This is a genomic window from Bradyrhizobium sp. th-b2, assembly GCF_000426785.1.
In the GTDB taxonomy this organism is placed as follows: domain Bacteria; phylum Pseudomonadota; class Alphaproteobacteria; order Rhizobiales; family Xanthobacteraceae; genus Bradyrhizobium; species Bradyrhizobium septentrionale.
This window is the reverse complement of record NZ_AUGA01000086.1, coordinates 1-17694: the sequence shown is the minus strand read 5'-3', so window position 1 is coordinate 17694 and position 17694 is coordinate 1. Positions and strand designations below refer to the sequence as shown.

At 57.5% G+C, this 17694-nt stretch carries 19 protein-coding genes; 14 read left to right on the top strand and 5 right to left on the bottom strand.

Features of this window, described 5'->3' with window-relative positions; translation table 11 throughout:
- Together K359_RS55150 and K359_RS0142370 are read left to right on the top strand one after the other, a co-directional pair.
- On the top strand, positions 1-300 hold a 300-nt coding region (locus K359_RS55150), incomplete at its 5' end, for an ATP-binding protein (RefSeq protein ID WP_245284886.1).
- A 56-nt stretch (positions 301-356) separates the two neighbouring features.
- Positions 357-1247 (top strand): hypothetical protein, encoded by an 891-nt coding sequence (locus tag K359_RS0142370; RefSeq protein WP_029084569.1) that lies wholly within the window; start codon positions 357-359, stop codon positions 1245-1247.
- A gap of 49 nt (positions 1248-1296) precedes the next feature.
- On the opposite strand, the gene K359_RS0142365 is transcribed toward K359_RS0142370, so the two are convergent.
- Entirely contained in the window at positions 1297-2523 is a 1227-nt protein-coding gene (locus K359_RS0142365; RefSeq protein ID WP_084518733.1) for an RES domain-containing protein, read from the bottom strand.
- 22 nt (positions 2524-2545) lie between these two features.
- Here K359_RS0142365 and K359_RS0142360 point away from each other — a divergent pair, with 22 nt between their 5' ends.
- From K359_RS0142360 to K359_RS62265, 3 genes are all read left to right on the top strand, one after another.
- On the top strand, positions 2546-2776 hold the full coding sequence (locus K359_RS0142360; RefSeq protein WP_156928991.1) for a hypothetical protein: 231 nt from the start codon (positions 2546-2548) through the stop codon (positions 2774-2776).
- 50 nt (positions 2777-2826) lie between these two features.
- The gene (locus K359_RS0142355) at positions 2827-3000 is read left to right on the top strand and encodes a hypothetical protein (RefSeq protein WP_156928990.1); all 174 of its coding nucleotides are present in this window, start codon (positions 2827-2829) and stop codon (positions 2998-3000) included.
- 478 nt (positions 3001-3478) lie between these two features.
- Positions 3479-4003, top strand: coding sequence for a hypothetical protein (locus K359_RS62265; protein WP_156928989.1), 525 nt, complete (start codon positions 3479-3481; stop codon positions 4001-4003).
- Positions 4004-4050: 47 nt separating this feature from the next.
- Here the strand turns inward: K359_RS62265 and K359_RS0142340 are convergent, their stop codons facing one another.
- Positions 4051-5460 (bottom strand): DUF2130 domain-containing protein, encoded by a 1410-nt coding sequence (locus K359_RS0142340; RefSeq protein ID WP_029084564.1) that lies wholly within the window; start codon positions 5458-5460, stop codon positions 4051-4053.
- A gap of 581 nt (positions 5461-6041) precedes the next feature.
- Between K359_RS0142340 and K359_RS0142330 the strand changes: the two genes are divergently transcribed.
- The 6 genes from K359_RS0142330 to K359_RS55135 all read left to right on the top strand — a co-directional run bounded on the left by K359_RS0142330 (position 6042) and on the right by K359_RS55135 (position 13072).
- Positions 6042-7751, top strand: a complete 1710-nt coding sequence (locus tag K359_RS0142330) for an SIR2 family protein (protein WP_035978116.1) — start codon at positions 6042-6044, stop codon at positions 7749-7751.
- A complete protein-coding gene (locus K359_RS55145) occupies positions 7748-8329 on the top strand; it encodes a hypothetical protein (protein ID WP_051346735.1) in 582 nt (193 codons plus the stop codon). Before K359_RS0142330 ends, K359_RS55145 begins: the two co-directional genes overlap by 4 nt.
- A complete protein-coding gene (locus tag K359_RS59885) occupies positions 8326-9408 on the top strand; it encodes an AAA family ATPase (RefSeq protein WP_051346734.1) in 1083 nt (360 codons plus the stop codon). The genes K359_RS55145 and K359_RS59885 overlap by 4 nt, the downstream gene beginning before the upstream one ends.
- Positions 9409-9573: 165 nt before the next feature.
- Complete coding sequence (locus tag K359_RS59880) at positions 9574-10749, top strand: hypothetical protein (RefSeq protein WP_029084561.1); 1176 nt, start codon at positions 9574-9576, stop codon at positions 10747-10749.
- 49 nt (positions 10750-10798) lie between these two features.
- Complete coding sequence (locus K359_RS0142305) at positions 10799-11674, top strand: hypothetical protein (RefSeq protein WP_156928988.1); 876 nt, start codon at positions 10799-10801, stop codon at positions 11672-11674.
- Between the two features lie 486 nt (positions 11675-12160).
- Positions 12161-13072 (top strand): LysR family transcriptional regulator, encoded by a 912-nt coding sequence (locus tag K359_RS55135; protein WP_051346733.1) that lies wholly within the window; start codon positions 12161-12163, stop codon positions 13070-13072.
- A 223-nt stretch (positions 13073-13295) separates the two neighbouring features.
- On the opposite strand, the gene K359_RS0142295 is transcribed toward K359_RS55135, so the two are convergent.
- Together K359_RS0142295 and K359_RS59875 are read right to left on the bottom strand one after the other, a co-directional pair.
- Entirely contained in the window at positions 13296-13520 is a 225-nt protein-coding gene (locus K359_RS0142295; RefSeq protein ID WP_029084559.1) for a hypothetical protein, read from the bottom strand.
- Positions 13521-13571: 51 nt separating this feature from the next.
- Positions 13572-14105 (bottom strand): DUF5131 family protein, encoded by a 534-nt coding sequence (locus tag K359_RS59875; protein ID WP_084518731.1) that lies wholly within the window; start codon positions 14103-14105, stop codon positions 13572-13574.
- Positions 14106-14503: 398 nt separating this feature from the next.
- On the opposite strand from K359_RS59875, the gene K359_RS0142290 reads away from it, so the two are divergent.
- The 3 genes from K359_RS0142290 (at position 14504) to K359_RS0142280 (ending at position 17196) form a co-directional block, all read left to right on the top strand.
- The gene (locus K359_RS0142290; protein ID WP_029084558.1) at positions 14504-15079 is read left to right on the top strand and encodes a site-specific integrase; all 576 of its coding nucleotides are present in this window, start codon (positions 14504-14506) and stop codon (positions 15077-15079) included.
- Between the two features lie 194 nt (positions 15080-15273).
- Positions 15274-16098, top strand: a complete 825-nt coding sequence (locus K359_RS65085) for a hypothetical protein (protein ID WP_245284885.1) — start codon at positions 15274-15276, stop codon at positions 16096-16098.
- Positions 16099-16335: 237 nt separating this feature from the next.
- Entirely contained in the window at positions 16336-17196 is an 861-nt protein-coding gene (locus tag K359_RS0142280; protein WP_156928987.1) for a hypothetical protein, read from the top strand.
- Positions 17197-17359: 163 nt separating this feature from the next.
- Here the strand turns inward: K359_RS0142280 and K359_RS0142275 are convergent.
- Positions 17360-17694: transposase (locus K359_RS0142275; protein WP_029084555.1), on the bottom strand; the 335-nt coding region annotated here is incomplete at its 5' end.

Here is a 17694-nt window from a genome sequence, read left to right as displayed (position 1 = left end):
CTGTTCCATCTCATCAGTCGGCTCTACGAGCGTACCTCCGTCATTGTCACCACAAATCTTGCGTTCGGCGAATGGCCGAGCGTGTTCGGCGACGCCAAAATGACCACCGCGCTGCTCGACCGGTTGACCCATCACTGCGACATCGTCGAGACCGGCAACGACAGCTGGCGATTCAAAAGCCGCGACGATGTTCAAACAACCCGCGCTCGTGTCGTCTCCGCAACCCCGACCAGCTCCGACGACCCGAGCGCTACCAGCAGAGCACAGCCGATCAAAGGGGTCCCTTTTGGAGGCCGATAGGGGGTCCCAGTCAAACGCCGATTGACATATCGAGCGCGATAGCTCGGGTTGAATGTATGGACGGCTTTTACAGTCTGCACCAGCGACTCGCCGATCGATCCAAATTCGAAGAGGCATACTCCGTCCTTCAGGTCGCCGACGGTCTTGTTGCAGCCGATTTGGCGGTTCGCTTCGATATCCCCGTGCGAGTGGGATCGAGCCTCAAGGTGCCGGACATCCTAGTGGCCGATTCCGAAACAGGGGCCAGCTTCTATTGTGAAGTTTCGACGTTGTACAGCGCACAGGGACACGTCGACCAATCACGGCTCCTCGGCGCTGTTCACACCGTGCTGATTCAAAGTGCGATTCCGGCGGCATTTGCTGGCCAGATATTGCGCCCGATTGAGGATGAAGAGATCACGGGATTGATCAACCGAATTCAATGGGAATTGATTGAGATCGAGAATGATACCTCGTTCCACGTAGTCGATATTGATGGCGCCTTGCAGCTCGCCCTTGCTCCCGCAGCACTTGAAGATCGCGTTGCGGCATGGGCGCAGGAACATGGATTGCAACTCAATTCGTTGAGCGCGGTCATGTCGGCGACTGATAACGGCGCACGCCTGCGCCGCAAGATCGAGGAAGAGGCGCTGCAGCTTCCTGCCGGGCAGCCAAATTTGGTCGTGATCCTGGCCCAGGATTTGTGGATGAGCCCCGACAGTTTAGCAGACCTTCTCGCGAATGCTGAAGAAATCGTCTCCGAGTATCACAAGGTCACGGCCCTGGTTCTGACAGGCGAGGACTTCCGCTCTGTCGCTTCGTCGGCAAGGAAGATCGGCGACTCCCTTTGTGCCGTCAGTGACCGTGACGGACTGGTTCACAAGCAACTCCTGATTCTTAATCGATCTTGCCCCGAGATGTTTCCGGCCAGCACTTTGGAAAAATTGTACGTGGCCTTCTCTCATTAAGCGCGATGGATTTCACCGCTCTAAAGTTCGCAAGCCCAACGACTGCGGATTAGAACCATATTGGGCTGATCTCGTATGAAACATTGAGTATCTGTCTTATGTTGTGTCGAGAAAGCGCCAAGCTCGACGTTGCCGCCGCACCTATGAAGTCGACTCCCCTATTCAATATGACAATGTTTCGATTGTCATCTTTATCGCTCTTGTGCATGGAAGATTGATAGATGATGGCGTCGCAGTTAAAATATTCCCGTAAGAACTCGGCAACAATCTGCGTGGCTATGTATTCGCGCTGCCGCTCAAACGGCAAAATGGGTTTGCTGATTTCGTCCTGCATTTGAGTGATGAAGTCATAGCGGGTGTGGGCGTAGCTCTCCTTCCATGCCTCGCCGCGCGATTTCGAAAACGCGGTAAAGTCGAACACTCGGAGTTGCTTTAGCAGTTCAAACTCTCCGACTGCGAGCTGATCGCCAATGCTAGGTCGTATTTCGGCGACGGCCGTTTCCTCGCTAAAGGCTCCGTAGAATACCGGGATATACTCGACGCTCATTCGACCAGCGCGAGCCTTCTCCTTTGGCGGCGCGCCAAGCTCTCTCGCCGGATTCTTATTGAGATATGATTCCGTGAAGCTGTCATCCAGCAATCTCGCCCGGTAAATCTTTTGTCCGATTTCAAGCGCATATACGGGACGTATAGTGCCTTGATCGTATTCTTCCGGCTTTCCAAAAAGTTCGTCGAGAAGCTCCTTTGTCTTAAAGAATCTTCTCTCGTACTGAACGATGCGGCAAAAATCATTCCACTGATATTCGAAACGCCTCTCGTACCATCGCTCTGCTTCGTCAGCATCTTCGCGAGTTCGTACATCCGCGAGAGACTCATAATTGCTAAATTCATCATAAAACGGTTCGGCGCCATCCATGATGTCCGCGTGATCGCAGTCCGGCAAACACTCCGCGATGGCGTCGATGAGATGACCATCCGCCTGTAGATCACTTCCCAAGATATCTTTGTAAGGTTCGCCACGGGTGTCATAGCTCGGGTTATCCGAGTCTCTTGTGGCGCACATGTACTCTTCGCCGTGTCCGTAGTTCTCGCGGAAGTACCTGTCCACCTCCTCGGCGAAATCGCCGACTGCAACGACCTTCCGCGATTTGCCGTGCGACGTATCAAAATCGCATTTTCCCCTTTTGCCGTGAGCCTGAATCCATTTCACAAAATCCTTGTCACCAATGCAGTTTGAGCAGAGCTTCAATTCTGCAGAATTTGAACGCGTTGACATGACTTACTCATCGACTCAGTTGTTGACCGATCTCCGATCTCTCTGTGGTAGCACCCTGACGAAAATCTACAACGCAGACGTTCAGTGGGTGATCGGGTTTTTAACGGGCTTCGCGCATTTCAAGGACAAGGATCTGCTCAAGAACACCGATTACGACGCGGTTGCTGCGTACGTCGATCAGAAGTGCAAATTGAAACCACTGGCTCTCATCTTCGACGCCGCTGCCGAGTTGGGAGAGGATTTGGCGAAGTAGATGACTTGGCGCGGCTGCGCCTAAAAACCTGAAGGAAAGGAGTGACGATCATGACAAACAAGCTCGTGCTCATTGCGATCGCGACCGGTCTATGGGCAAACGTAATCACCTCTCTTGTGCGCCCGGCCCATGCAGATGCGGATAGCTATCTCTCGAACATCGCGCATGACATCCATGCCCTGGTTTACGGCGGGAGCGGCTGCTTCAATTCCAAGATTTGCTAGAAATCCAAACGGGTGTCCGAAGTTGCAACGCGCCACGGGCGGCATCGCGATGCGCTCTCGATGAAATCGAGGCGCCGAAAGAGGCTTGGGACTTGGCGTCTCCGCGCCTGGAGCTGTCAGGTGGGCGTCCAAATGGGGGAACTTGAAATGCGACGCGGAAACTCTCTCGAATTCAAAATTGCGCTTGTATGTTTGCTGCTTAATACGCCTTGGGCGCGGGCTGGCGAGACCGCTCCCCAGCCGTTAAAGCATCCCTGCTCGCCCTGAACTCTGATGCGACGCCATCGCAATGGACCCTCACGGATCGAAATGGCGTCTTGTTGGATACGGCGACAACGCAAGCATTGACTTACCTTCGCTTGGGCAAGATTGCCGAAAATCAGCCGTTGCAGCTTTCGCTCGAGGCCAAATCCAACAAGATTCTTAATGAGGAACTAGCTAAAATCGCCCCGTAGAAAAGCCTTTTGATGGATCGCGCATGCAATCACCAGAACCCGAACAACAATTTTTGCTGAGAGAGCTATGGACACTCGCTTGGGCGGCATCGGTGCAACGCGCCAACCTGTATGCACTAGGTTCAAGCCAGACCGGGCAACTGCGCGACATGCTCCAGGAGTTCATTACAACCCGGATACTTCCGCATTACGTTGGATCCTGCACCGAGCGGCAGCATTATCTCAACCTTGCGCAGCTGGTGGAATTTGGAACAGGGGCTCTCCCAGGCTCCTTGCGAGACGGACGTTACAGATACGGCGTCGCTCAAAAGCTCTTGAATCTCGTGCTCAAGTACCACTGGTGCCTCGGCCAGATCTCCGAGCCGCCGCATTGTCCGATCGACAGGATCATCATCCAAAAGACCCACCGGCGCGGACGCGTCAACTGGACCGAGATCGTTGACGAGGACCAATATCGCGCGGTTATCGAAGCGGTTCGGCGCAAGGCCGAACCGGAAAGCATTGCCCGCTGGGAACTGCGGAACTATCGCCGCCGCTCCAGCTTGTAGCGTTTGAACTAACTAGGCAACCGCGCGCCGCTCGGCGCGGCTCCTATTCACTCGGCGGCCTCAGCGGGTTGATTCTTAAGCTCCGCAAATTTCGCCGCCATCGTGGGGTTACCCCGGGTCAGCTTCTTGATCGTCACGTCCTGCGCCTTGTCATTCGCAAGGCGCAGGTTGCGGTCAGCGCCGATCAAGGCATCCTTCGTCTTCTGCAGGTGATCAATTGACTTATCAATCTCCGTAATCGCGGTGTGGAAGTGCCTGGAAGCGAGATCAGTGTTCTTCAAGAATCCGTTCTTGAACGTCTCCAGCTGGTTCTCGAACTGGGTGATGTCGATATTCTGGGCCTTCACCAACGCCAGCTCGGTCCGGTACTTCAAGGAATTGAGCGAGGCGTTCCGCAGCAGCGTGATCATCGGTAGGAAGAATTGCGGTCGGATGACGTACATCTTCGGATAGCGGTGAAAGACGTCGACGATACCGGTATTGTAGAGTTCGTTGTCGGGTTCGAGCAATGAGACCAGGATCGCGTACTCACAGCCCTTCTCGATCCGATCGCGGTCAAGCTCCTTGAGGAAATCCTCGCTCTTGCTCTTCGTCGCGGTTTTGTCGCTCTCGTTCTTCATCTCGAACATGATTGAGATGAGCTCGGTGCCAGCTTCGTCCGCGTCGCGGAAGATGTAATCGCCCTTGCTGCCGGTCCGCGCGTCGTTGTCTTTCTCGAAATAGGCGCGCGGAAACGCCATCGAGCGGACCCGATTGAACTCGGTCTCACAGTGCTGTTCGAGGGTCTCGCCGACCATCTTGGTCGAGAGGCGGGCTTTCATATCCTTGAGGCGTTCGATCGCGTCGTCCCGATCCTTGATCTGGGTTTCGTATTTGTCCTTGAGCGACTGCTCAGAAAGCTGCTTTTCAAGCTGGACCTGCTTGATGCCGTATTTCAGCTCATCACGCTCTTTCTCGATGGCACCAACAGCTTCGGTCACGGCGAGCTTCTTCTCCAGCTCGACGGCCTGGAGCTTAGCCTTCAGCTCTTGGACTTCCTTTTCCTTAGCAGCAGAGATTTTGTGCTGCTCGCTGGCCAGGAGCGCTTCAGCAAGCTCTGAAGCAGCCTTCTTCTCACGTTCCGCTTGCGCGAGCGCGTTCGCCAGCGCGTCACGCTCCTTTTCGACAGCACTCAGTGCTTCTGTAACCGCGAGCTTCTGGGAGACCTCACTGGCCTCCAGCTTGGATTTCAGCTCCTGGATTTCGGAATCCTTGGCAGCGGCGGTCTTCTGCAGATCCCCGCCGACCTGGGCTTTGGCCAATTCAACAGCACTCTGCTTGTCACGCTCGGCCAATTCCAGCCGTTCGTGCAGTTGCTTTGCGAATTCGGCGTTACGGACCTGCTTCAGAATCTCGGCATAGCCGGATTCATCGATCTTGAAGGCCTTGTCACAGTGGGGACAGATGATCTCGTGCATGGCTCCTGTCCGGGTGGGGGCGAGTGCTGTTGTCATCCAAAAATGGCTGCGGGCGGCGGGAATCAGCCTCCGTTCACCATGAGAACAAAATTAGAACATGCCAATCTGGACGGTCAAGCGATGCGCATCGCTTCCGGGCATTTTCCCCGGTTTTTCCGATAAGGGCCAAGTTTTGCGGACAGCAGTCAGCACCAGGCGAATCGAAACCCGGCTGACCATTGCATAGACTAGAATTCTAAGAAGATGGCGGGGCGGTCGCTCATGCCAGGACATATCAAGAACATAAAGTCGAGGTCCCGGACTTGACCATCGTTAGTTTTAAAGCGGTTCCATCATCAACATCTTGCAGCGTGGCCATGGCCGAAATCTCGTTTCGCCGAAAGCAACCGACAACTGCTGGTTGGTTCCTTGATAAAAGATCGCTAGATTCGATGAAGGGCGAAGAGGAGTAGAATGCTCACTTCCAGTATGGCGCCGAAAGCGCCCTACAAAATCGATTTCCTCTCTAAGAGCTGCAGCCTAGCTGAGCGCTGCCTCTTCGGTGAGATACCTGCTCTCCAAATCTTTTCAGAGGTAACATAGTGCCAGCGCCGACGGCCGGGACGATAACAGTACGCGCCACCTTGGCGATGTTGGACGGCCCGAAGCGTGAAATCGCTGATGGCGTAACCAACGATCAATACGTCTTCTGGCTCGGCTCGGGCATCTCGCGAGAGCGCATGCCGGATCTGCGCGACGTGGCGAAAAGAGTGATGATTGCATTGCAGTCGCGCATCCAACAAGCCGATCCAAACTGTCGTTTCCGCAAGGCCTTGAATGCGGTCGTCGTGCTGGCCAACCCAAGCCCCGATGAATGGAGGCGCATCGCCTATGTTCAGGCGCCGGACAGCTGGCTGGACTTCGACGTAATCGCGGCACGGCTGGTCAACAACTATGCCCGTATGCTCAATGTCAATATCGATGGAGAGGAGCCCGACTTTATTCTTTGGAACGTGCTGGATGCTGCCCATGTTTATGCAGACCAGGCGATCGAGCCGGATGCAGAACATCTGTGTCTGGCGGCTCTCGCGATTGAAGGCGTCGCCTCCGAGATGCCAACGGCCAATTGGGACTGCTTGATCGAGCGCGCCGTTCGTCTGTTGGCCGGTGATCGACCGGTTCTGCGGGTCGTGGTAGCGCCAAACGGCGTGCGTTCCAACCGTTTGCGCGCCAATCTTTACAAGTTTCACGGCTGTGCTCAGGCGGCTCTGGAGGACGAGGCTCAATTTCGAGAAATGCTCGTTGCACGTTCGAGCCAAATCAATGGCTGGGTCGCGCAGAATCCGGTGATGGCACCGTTTCTCATCAATTTTATTGTGACACGGCCAACCTTGATGCTTGGCCTTTCGGCGCAGGACTCCAACATTCAGGGTCTGTTTGCCTCGGCGCAGGCGGCGATGCCGTGGCGTTGGCCTTCGCATCCGCCCGCCTATGCGTTTTCAGAGAACGCGCTAGGTGCCGATCAGGAGGGACTGCTTCAAAACGTCTACCATCATGATTACAGTCCGGCCAACCGGCCATCGATGGAAGCGGAGGCGCTGGTGCAGGCTTATGCCAAGCCATTGCTGCTTTCGCTGTTTCTTTATGTCGTGACGGCTAAGCTGAAGGTCTTATTGACTATCGGCTTACCTGGCATCGCCGATGCGGATCGGAACAAGCTGCACGAAGGGCTAGATTGCGCGCGCAATCTTGTCGCCGATGGCGTCGTTCCGAGTGCCGCAGTCGTGACGGAGCTGTTCGAGCAATGTGGGCGGACCATGTCGATGCTGCGGGACGGCAAACTGCCTGATCCCGTCAAAGGGCTCTATGCGCCGATCACCGCTGAGCCGCTTCACCGTATGCCCGCTGACTTGACACTTGCCAGCAGCGGGACTTGCCAGTTTGCGATTGCGTCGGGGCTAATCGGCTTGGGGCTCGCACGCGGCCTGTGGACGGCCGCCAAGGCCGACGTCGCGGACAGTATGTCAGGCGCGGTGGTTCTAACTGGTCGAAGCGGCGCGGCGAAGATCTATTTCGCGGCGAATGCGCAAGCTGCCATCCGCCTTGGTACCAATGGCCTCATCGCTGCCAACGACGATGCGGTCATCGTCCACAGCCACGAGAACCCACCGCCGCTGCCGCGCTATCCCCGCCGCGCGCCGGGTCGGACCGGACTCGCTCGCTTCCGTGAAGTGAGCATCGAAGACCTAGTCGCTGGCGGCACGGAAGTGGAGGATCTACTCGCGCGCTTTCGCAGCAAGGTGGCCCTATGACCGCTGGCATGCCGGCCGAGCGAGTTGCGGAGATCCTTCTCCGCGCTGGATACCGGCGGATCGACCCGCCGCTGCGTATCGCAGGACTCGAATTCGACATTGCGGCCGCGTTCGTCGGCGTCGGCCATTCCGCCGACTTGGTCGTCATCGGAGACATGGCAGCGCATGGTGAGCGTAAGGTCGTTCAGCAGATCGAGGGGATTGCGCGCGCGCTTGACGTCATGCGTTCGCACCGTCCGCTCACCACCGTGATCATCGGTCCCCGCCCGGTCGGGAAAACACTCGAAACTCTTTCGCAAGTCGGTCGCATCCTGCCCGTTGAAGAGGCTCTTGACCCTGCCGAGCTCCGGGATCAGCTCGCCGTCTTACTCCCGCTGGAGCTGCCGGCCACGCTCTCTGCGGAACGTGATCTCGGAGCCATCGAAACGCTGGCGCTTCCCGATGAACCGCTCGCTGAAGAGTTGGTGGTAGCCTCCAAGCTCGGCGAAGCCGCGGTGCGCGAACGGTTTCACGGGGCGTTGAATTCAGTGTTCGAGACGGATGATGCCCGCGACGATAGCAACGGGACAGAAGCATGACGCGCCTAAAGTCGCTTTACGTGAAGGATTTTCGCAGTATCGATGGTGAGATCAACATCTCACTCGATGCTCCGATCGTGCTGATCCACGGACCAAATGGGGCTGGCAAAACCAGCCTCCTTTCCGCGATCGAGCTGGCACTGACCGGGTCGGTCCCGTCTCTCTCGCGTGCTGAGCCCGATTATTTGACTTATCTGCCGCACAGAGACCGTCCATTCGGCGAGGTGCGTCTAGTCGTCTCCGCTGACGACGGCACGCTGCGTTCTTCCGATCTACGTGTCACGACTGGCGGGGTCAGTGGCAACCCGCTCCTGACCGACTCCGAGGCAAGCTTCTTCAGCGAACGGAGCTACCTCGCACAGTCCACACTCGGGCGTCTCCTCGAAATCTACCAGCACGCTGACAAGAAGACCGACTCTCCACTGACACGCTTTGTCAAGGAATTGCTCGGCCTCGATCGCATGGAAGCCCTGATTGGCGGTCTTCACACCGCGGGCAATATTGCCCGGCTAAAAGGGCCGGTGCCGGCCTATGGCGAGATCCGAGATAAGCTTGCGCTGGATGAAGCCGAAGTTCAGGATCTGACCAGGCTGCTGAATGAAGCCACCATGGCAATAAAGGCGCAGGAGAATGAGTTGAGACAGCGGGTCTCGCCGGTCGATCCCGCACTATTGGATCTCCATCCTGCGGAACTCGTTTTGCGCCTCACCGCGATCTCGGAAGAGGCTGATCTCACCGCGCTGGTGCGGGCACGGCGTGAACTCGAGGTCTCGCGAGCCGGCTGGATATCTGCCAATCCGCTTGGCTCCCAAAGTGGTGAGCGCAGCGCGATCGAGGCCATCAACCAGGCTGCCCGCGAAAAATTCGAGAAGTGGAATTTCGAGCATGGGCGGACCGTTGAAGCTTCCCTTGGCCGGGCCGCTGGTTTTTTTGCCGAGATTTCGGCGTCCAGGGAATCAAGATTTGTCGAGCGCGCGCGTGTGCTGAGCGAGCGCATTGCAACGGACCTGAAACGGGTAGAGAGCGTCCTCGCAGCTCACGACTTGGCGCTTCAGCGCCGCGACGATCTCTCCGGATAGCTTTCCGCAGCCCGCACACGTCTGGAGCGGCTCGACCAGGAAATCGGCACCGCATCTGCAGCGAATGAGGCTTTCGCGCGCAACCTATCCGACCTCACGTCGCATATCGAAGGCGACATCTGTCCGGTCTGTGATCGCGACTTCGCTGAAGTCTCGGACACGCCTTTGTCGGCCCACGTCGCCGCCAAGGTTGCCGCAATGGTCGAGCAAGCGGGGCGCCTGCAGTCGTTACTTCAGTCGCGCGTCAGTACGCAAGCGGAAGTCGCGCGGTTAGACCGCGGGCTACAAGCAGCAGCAAGCGGACTGGTTTCCGAAACCGAGCTGAGCGCCCTAAAGACTCGAGCCGTCGATCTGATCGAGGTCGATCGCCAATTGGTTGAAATGAAGCCGGAGCTTGAAGAGGGCGACCGCCTGCGCGACGACGCCAGCAGATCGGCTCAGGCGCTTGCCGCTTTCCAAAATGCGGACCAGTCTGCAATTGTGCTGCGCAACAGCATTGAGAATCTGGCCCGCCGCATGGGAATCGCCTTCGACACCGCAGCGACGACCGAGCAACTATTGCAGGAGCTCGCGACGACCATAGACGGGCGAGAGAGCGCCCTTGCCGATCGTCAGGTTGCACGCCGGGGCGCTATTGCGGCGGCTCAAGCTCTCGCCGCGGCGCTTGAGAATCGGGACCATCTCGTCGAGAAGCTTCGCGTCTTGGTAGAAGAGTCTAGCAGGCGTAAGGCCCAAAAGGCCGAAGCCGACAAGATCATTGACTTGGGCAAAGACCTTGTGCGCCAGATGCGCGAAGCGCGCGGTCGTGTTGTGCGCCGCGTATTCAACGATGAGTTGAATGCCGTCTGGCGGGATCTGTTCGTGCGTCTCGCGCCGGAGGAGCCGTTCATTCCTGCTTTTGCTATTCCCGAGACCGCAAATGCGGATGTCGAGGCCGAGCTCGAAACTCATCATCGACGCGGCGGCAAGGGTGGCAATCCGCGTGCGATGTTGAGCGCGGGGAACCTAAACACGGCGGCACTAACGCTGTTTTTGGGGCTCCATCTCTCGGTCAGTCCGAAGCTGCCGTGGCTGGTGATCGATGATCCGGTCCAGAGTATGGACGAAGTTCACATAGCGCAGTTTGCAGCGCTGCTCCGTACGCTCTCTAAGCAGATGAACCGACAGGTCATTGTTGCCGTCCATGAGCGCTCCCTGTTCGACTATCTCGCGCTCGAGCTAAGCCCCGCCTTCAAGGGCGACAGGCTCAACGTGGTGGAGCTCGGCCGAAGTGCGATCGGCCAGACGACCTGCCGCTGGGACGCGCGCCTATACGTCGCCGATCGGGCGGTCGCTGCATGAGCATCGGGCCTGACGTAGGTCGCGCCGAAACGTCGTACACGTGAGGTTTATGGCTGGCTGCGTTGAGGGAATCGTCGAGCGCATTCATAGAGTTGCCGTCGATGGCCTCTCCCATCCGGACGCAAACAGTCTGCTGCACGCCTACATCGCCTGTCTTCCCGTCCCGGACCTTTGCTTGGGAATCCTGGAAACGCTCGCCGAGCCGTCGGTACGACGTTCGGCCCTTCGACGACGACTTCTGCGCCTACTGCGCGACGGCGATTTGCAGCCGCCCGATCTCAAACTCGTCTGTGACCTGATCGAGGAGTGCCGGTTGGCTGGCCGTGATAAGCCAAAGGTCCGTGTCTCGGTCGACACCCTCTTGTCCTCGGTGTTCGCGCATCTTCCGCCGACCCAGCAGCATTCCATCGTGCAGACTTGGATGGATCGGGGCACTACGGGAGCGGCTGGTCGCTGGTTGAAGGCAGTAGCCGAGGTACCGGCGCTGTTCGACGAGAGGGCAATCATGGCCTACTACAAGGCCTCTGACGACGAGCGAGCGGAGAAGCTTCTGGCGAACCGGGCCAGCGCAGCGTTTCTTGAGGAAATCCTTCCCGAATTGGCCGAACGTTGCGATCGAGGCTGGGTCCTAAGCAAGGCGGCTTTGCGTGCGAGCAGGGTCGACGAGGCCGTCTGGCCGATCATTCGGGCCAGGCACCCTGCGACCTACCTTTATCTGTGTGCACGATTGCATCGCCGGATCCCGGAGGAGGAAGCACTTGAGATCGCTCTGATATGCCCCAACTCGATGATGAACGAGACGAGAGGATTGGCGATTTGGGCTGTCGGCCAGATGGGTATGATCCGGGTTCTCGACCAAATCGTCGCTCGGGGCGAGGAGCTCGATCGGAAGGACCGCGCGGAATTTGAAAGCTTCCCAGGTTGAGGGGCACCGTCATGGCACGACCGCAGCGTTACCTGCGGCCATTACCCGCGAGAAATTCGCTTCGGCGCAATACGTAAGAAGGAGAAGTACTCGCGCCGCCGCAACTCTCTCTTTAGCCCGATAGAACATCGGACCGAACGCGAACTGATTAGCTTTCTCTCATTTCCTTATCAGTGACACGCCAAGGCGCTCGGCCGGAGACTAGACAATGCCGAGAATCGTAGGTGACGGGCACCTACTGCGGCCCTGTATTTCAGGGCGGCGAGAAACGATCAGCCAGTCCGGGAGCGAGCTTGTCACTCGGCGAATTGACTATCTCCTTTATAAGAAACGGTTTCTGTGGCCGCCGTCGCCAACCCTGTGTTGTGAGAGAGGTCGGTTGCGGCGTTGGCCCCAAGATGCAAGCTCCCGGACGTTTGAAAAATAGGCCATAATTCCAAATATATCGGACGCCATTGTCCGAAATGAGGTTCACCGAGGGACAGCCTGGGATCGCTCAATGCCTTCGTTCACGCGGCGGAAGCCCGAAGCTTCACGGTTGCGGGACGGCAACTCGGCGTGTCGTCATCGGCGATCGGCAAGTCAGTGGCGCGGATGGAGGAACGGCTCGGCGTGCGCCTTCTCCATCGCAGCACACGCAGCATCGCACTCACTGCGGAAGGGGCCCTGTTCCTCGAGCGCTGCCGGCGCATCTTTTCCGAAATCGAAGCGGCCGAGCTCGAACTGTCGCAGACGCACGAAGCCCCGCGCGGCACGCTGCGTGTCGCCCTGCCATTGGCCGGCATGCTGATGATGCCGACGCTCGCAGCTTTCATGCGGGCCTATCCCGAGATCATGCTGTTTCTCGATTTCAGCGATCGCGTCGTCGATGTGATCGAGGAGGGTTTTGACGCCGTCGTGCGCTTCGCTGATGCCGGTGACACGCGCTTGATGTCACGCGCCTTGGGCACCTATCTCCGGCGCCTGGTGGCGGCGCCGGCCTATCTGGCGGCCAAAGGTGTTCCCAAAACCCCTGATGACCTCAAGGCTCATGCCTGCCTGCACCACAGGTTTCCGACCAGCAGAAGGTTCGAGCAATGGCCCGTGCCGCCCGAGCAAGCCGGCGTCGAGATTGAACTTCCGAAAACGGCGGTCGCAAGCACGCTTGAGCCGCTGATCCATCTGGCCGAGCAAGGCCTGGGCATCGCCTACCTGCCCGACTTCGCCATAGGCAGGCAACTTCGTGAAGGTCTGCTCGTCACTGTGCTCGACGACTACACCGATCGCTCCGGACCGCTTCGAGTCCTGTGGCCGTCGAGTCGGCATCTCGCTCCCAAGCTCAGAGCATTCGTGGACTTTCTCGCCGCGAACCTCGTCCCTTCCGTCGAAGGAGAAGCAGACAGCGGGATAGGTTTCTAGGAGAGGTTGATCTCAGACGGCTCGTCGGCGAGAAGACGCGCGCTTAAGAGCGTGCCAAATCGCACAAAATCGTAGAGTGGCGTGGAAAATCGTAGAGCGGGTGAAGAGAAACGAACTCCGTTACATTCACTCGTAAGCTTTTGTTAGAAAGCTTATCAGTCTGCGAACTGACTCCATTTCGCACCAAAGCTTATCAGAGGGACAGTTTACCGCCCGCCGGTATTCAGGACGAGACCGTTTCGGCGGGAACGCGCGAAATCATTCGACCGTCCAATCTCAATTGACCGGCATCGAGGAGTTCGGCCAGCGCTGCTTCGACAACTTCGCGTAGTCGTGCGCTGGTTGAGCCGAAGCCAAACAAGCGTGCAACGGCCTGAATCAGTTGGTCCTGCTCGGCGCCAAAGTTCTCGACCACTACCTGACCGCGCGCGTTGGCGGGCCTGATCATAGCTGTTCGCCACGGGATCAGCCGCGTGTTCGCGCTCTTCGCCCAAAGGCCTCAAGCTCGCTGTTGAGCCTTTCGACCACTCGGACATGTGACCGCAGGTATTTTCTTTAGACGCTTCCACCGAAAGTCAAACCGTGTCTGATCTTCGGCCGTTGTTCCGAGCCACACGTTGGAATACCCATCTCCCCAATCGGACGGTAGCATTTTTTCTATGTTCTCGGGTCTCTTGGTCAGCACTAGCCAATCCAATTTCTTGCATCTGCGGATTAAGGCGAACAAGTCATCGCGCCACGATGGATCAACCTGATTGTCAAAGACATCGGCGAGCGACGCGCAAAATACCCGCGGTCGATGGCCATTCTCCTTTCGGAACTCTCGGGCTTGCGCATTCCACTGGATAGGCTTTTTCCAGTTTTGATCTGAGGTTCGTTGGCGCTCGCCGTGCGGGCCCCATTGCACTCTTTTATATCGGTGATCCATCATTGGTTCGGCATAGCAATTATCACAGCCCGGCGAGACTTTTTGGCAGCCAATCCATGGATTGAACGTATGATCGCACCATTCTATTTTCGAATTTTCACCCATCACAAATCTCCAAAGTTCAGAGCATCGCTCTGCCCGAGACACCGGTCACGGTTGCATCCTTTACAAGTTTATTTTTCGCCTTTAGCGGTGGCTAACGCACCAACGTCATCGAGCCGACGACGTCTCCTCGGAAGGCATTCCAAGGGAGAATGGCGTGTGCCGTTTTTCTGTCGCTTGGAGCGACAAGTATGAATTTCTCACAAGGTGGTTCTTGCGATTCATGCATGCGCGCAGGGATCACTTTGCGGCAACACGCCTCGTCGGGTGAGTTGGAGCTGTCGCGATGACGACGCTGTTCGCTTGAGACGATGCTTTTCGTGCAAGCCAAAACTGATAAGCTTTATTTTGTTGCATTGAACGGCTGATCGCTTAGAATCTCATCAGTCGGTTTGATCGAGATGGCAGGCAAGCAAGCTAAAATTCTCTCTGCTCAAGCGGCGCGAGACTTGGTTCTCTTCGCCGAAACGACCCGACACCCGGATAGAAATCGCGTTATCGTCTTGCTGTCGTTAAAGGCGGGCTTGCGCGCTGCCGAGATCGCCAAACTCACCTGGGATATGGTCGAGACCGCCGAGGGCGAGATCGGCGCCACGATTGAGCTGCGAGACAGCGCCGCCAAGAAACGACATGGTCGCCGGGTCCCGATTCAAGGCGACTTGCGCGACGCGTTGATCGTTTGGCGCAAGAGATCTCGAGGTGAAGGAGCAGTCGTTCGATCTGAACGCGGTGGCCCGATGACGCCGCTAAGCATCGTTGTCTGGTTCAACCGGGTCTTCCGCGCGACGGGACTGGACGGGTGTTCCTCGCATTCGGGACGGCGAACCTTCATCACGCGCGCAGCTCGCCTGGTCCACAAAGCTGGCGGCTCCCTCAGGGACGTCCAACTCCTGGCAGGTCATTCGTCGATCCAGACAACCCAGCGATACATCGACGGCGACAGTGATGCGCAGAGGAGGCTGGTATCGCTGATCTAGGAAAATCATCGAAACCGGCCTCGAGGCTGGGACCACCGCCGGGGGAACCAATCGGGATCGCGACGAACCTCATCGAGGCTATCGCTCGTGAAACTTCCCGATGGACAAGATCAGGCCAAGCGGACGTTGCCGCACCTGATCCCAGACTCCGCAACATCGTCCGATCCAAAGATACGCCGGCCCTGTTCGACTGGATGATCGAGACCTTCAACTTCCAGGGAATCTCCGACAGGGTCGCCGCGTCATACCTCCAGGCTCACGGCAGCATCACCTGGCATCAAATCAAGGCTCAGATTGGCCGCGATCCGGCCTGTTCGCTTCTGCGGAGCTATTGGGCATACGAGGACTGCCGATACGACAAGACCCGACAAGCCTGTAGCCACCCTCGCTACCTCCGCGGATGTCCAGTCCCGTCTCATCCCCTGAGAAATGGCCGCCTCAACCAAACCGCGTTCAGCTTCTTCTTATTCGTCAGAGACGTGGCTGGATCCGATCTCTTCCGGTGGCTCGATGACCAGCTCGCAGCCGCAGCCGACCTTGGCAATTCGGCTGCACAAGAGGCATTGGTCGGCCCGATGCGCCACGTCTTCGGTGTGTCGGACAAAGTCCTCACCATGACCCTGTCCGCGGTCTTGATGGCAGATCGGAGAGGCCGGCCTGATTGGTTTGATGTCGGCAGCCGCATGATCGTTGTCGACCGGCTCGTCCACAATCTCCTTGTCCGCACCGGGATCCTAGCCGGGTTTGACGCGACCCACGGTTACGGTCAGCATTGCTACGGCCAGGCCGGCTGCGCTGACATCTTGCGGCGGGTTTCGGCAAAGATCGACGCGCGCCAATTCGATGCCGGCTTTCCCGCGAATTTTCCGCGCTATATTCAACACGCGCTTTGGCATTACTGCGCTGCCGACGGCTTAAACGTCTGTAACGGCAACAATATTGATGATCGCAAGTCGTGCGAACAAATATCATGTATAGTTTACAGTATTTGTGGCCGAAACGCCTTGAAAATCAAGTAATTATTGCACTAAAGAAAATATAATTCTTCGATATAAAGTATTGAAATAATTGATATTTTTGACATTTCCGGCGAATATACTACTGCGAGGCCAGTCATTCTTGTCTCGTCATCTTAGAACAAGGAGCCAGACAGATGCCAAAACCTAGATTGTCCGGGCGCGCCCGGAGCCAAAATGGATCGATCTTCCCAGCAAGGGGCCCAAATCGGGCCCCTTCTGCTTTTCAGGGAGGCCGGCATGACCAAGCCTAATTCCTCCAAACCCTCGCCAGCCTCGAACTCCACAGTCATTGTCTACGGCCTGGATCCTGCCGGTAAGCCAAAGGCTGGCCGATTTCCGGGGAAGCATGCCAACCTGGCGAGGAAAGCAGCACTCGCGTTGAAACTGGCCGTCTGCAAAGTCAATCGGCCCAGGCTGATCGAGATCGCCTCTAGGATTCCGGTCGGCCGTCTCCACGCCCAGGGAAAGGCCTTCCTGCCATTCATCAGAAGCGAGCTGTACGACGAACTTGCTACTGCGGTCTTGCCCACTTCAAGAGCCGCCACCGGGAAAGCCATTCCAAAGGTGACGGCGGAAGCGGCAAGAGCGAGCGCCAAAGTCTATGTCATCCTTGGCTTTGACGAACGCCTCAAGCCACGTGGCGCGCGATATGTAAGCCGGAATGAGGACCAGCTGGTCAGTGCAGCCGCCGAGATGAACTTGTGCCTCTATGAGATGCGGTCCGCCGACCTGATCAGCTGGGTCAATCCACTTCCGCTCGGAAAGCTTCCGTTACCCAGCCGCAGCTCGGTGCCGGAGATCCGCCAAGCTCTCTACAGCGAGCTCGTATCATGGATAGCAGTAGAAGCCGACGCCGTGCCGCGTGGCAAAGTGGACGGCCCCTTGCCAGCTCAGAAAGGATATCCCGAAAACTGGGAAACCATCGGAGCTGGTCACCTCGTCGTCGCTCAGGAATCGCAGGAGCACGGCTGGGCAGAGGCCATCGTTGTGGAGCGCAAGGGCGATCTTCTGACGCTTCGCTATCGTGACTATCCGAAGGTGCCGCGGTTCTACCGGCACCACCGAGCCGTCGCGCTTCTAAGCCCGGCGGCCACGTAGTACTGAACTCGTAGCACCCCAATGGCGCGGCTCCGGCCACGCCATGTTTCATCTCACCATCTCAAAATCTTGCATTGATAGGAGCAAGCCATGTCCAACGACAAGGCACGGATTCGCGCGCTCAATGATGATCTACGCCGGCATCTGCTAGAGCATTTTCCGATCACGTTGCGTCGTAACCAGCCGCGACGAGATAATTTTGGCATTCCTCGGGTGAGAAGCGCTTGAGAGCGTTGGCGATTGCTTGCCAGAGATCGGGCATGGTGCGCGCTGCGGCGGCCCGCAACAGGGCTTTCAGTTTAGAGAAGGCCATTTCGATCGGGTTGAAGTCTGGACTGTAGGGCGGAAGATAGAGCAGGCTTGCTCCGACCGCCCGGATGGCCTCTCGAACGCCATGGACCTTGTGAGCGGGCAAGTTGTCCATGATAACGGTATCGCCCGGCCGCAGCGATGGGGCGAGCAATTGCTCGACGTAGGCCAGGAAAGCGTCGCCATCCA

Coding starts and splice junctions, on each gene's coding strand:
- K359_RS55145 (WP_051346735.1), top strand. CDS start 7,748: ATGACCGCTGGCATGCCGGCCGAGCGAGTTGCGGAGATCCTTCTCCGC.
- K359_RS0142295 (WP_029084559.1), bottom strand. CDS start 13,520: ATGATCAGGCCCGCCAACGCGCGCGGTCAGGTAGTGGTCGAGAACTTT.
- K359_RS65085 (WP_245284885.1), top strand. CDS start 15,274: ATGATCGAGACCTTCAACTTCCAGGGAATCTCCGACAGGGTCGCCGCG.
- K359_RS62265 (WP_156928989.1), top strand. CDS start 3,479: ATGCAATCACCAGAACCCGAACAACAATTTTTGCTGAGAGAGCTATGG.
- K359_RS0142355 (WP_156928990.1), top strand. CDS start 2,827: ATGACAAACAAGCTCGTGCTCATTGCGATCGCGACCGGTCTATGGGCA.
- K359_RS0142290 (WP_029084558.1), top strand. CDS start 14,504: ATGGCAGGCAAGCAAGCTAAAATTCTCTCTGCTCAAGCGGCGCGAGAC.
- K359_RS59885 (WP_051346734.1), top strand. CDS start 8,326: ATGACGCGCCTAAAGTCGCTTTACGTGAAGGATTTTCGCAGTATCGAT.
- K359_RS0142280 (WP_156928987.1), top strand. CDS start 16,336: ATGACCAAGCCTAATTCCTCCAAACCCTCGCCAGCCTCGAACTCCACA.
- K359_RS0142305 (WP_156928988.1), top strand. CDS start 10,799: ATGGCTGGCTGCGTTGAGGGAATCGTCGAGCGCATTCATAGAGTTGCC.
- K359_RS0142340 (WP_029084564.1), bottom strand. CDS start 5,460: ATGCACGAGATCATCTGTCCCCACTGTGACAAGGCCTTCAAGATCGAT.
- K359_RS59875 (WP_084518731.1), bottom strand. CDS start 14,105: ATGGGTGAAAATTCGAAAATAGAATGGTGCGATCATACGTTCAATCCA.
- K359_RS0142370 (WP_029084569.1), top strand. CDS start 357: ATGGACGGCTTTTACAGTCTGCACCAGCGACTCGCCGATCGATCCAAA.
- K359_RS0142365 (WP_084518733.1), bottom strand. CDS start 2,523: ATGTCAACGCGTTCAAATTCTGCAGAATTGAAGCTCTGCTCAAACTGC.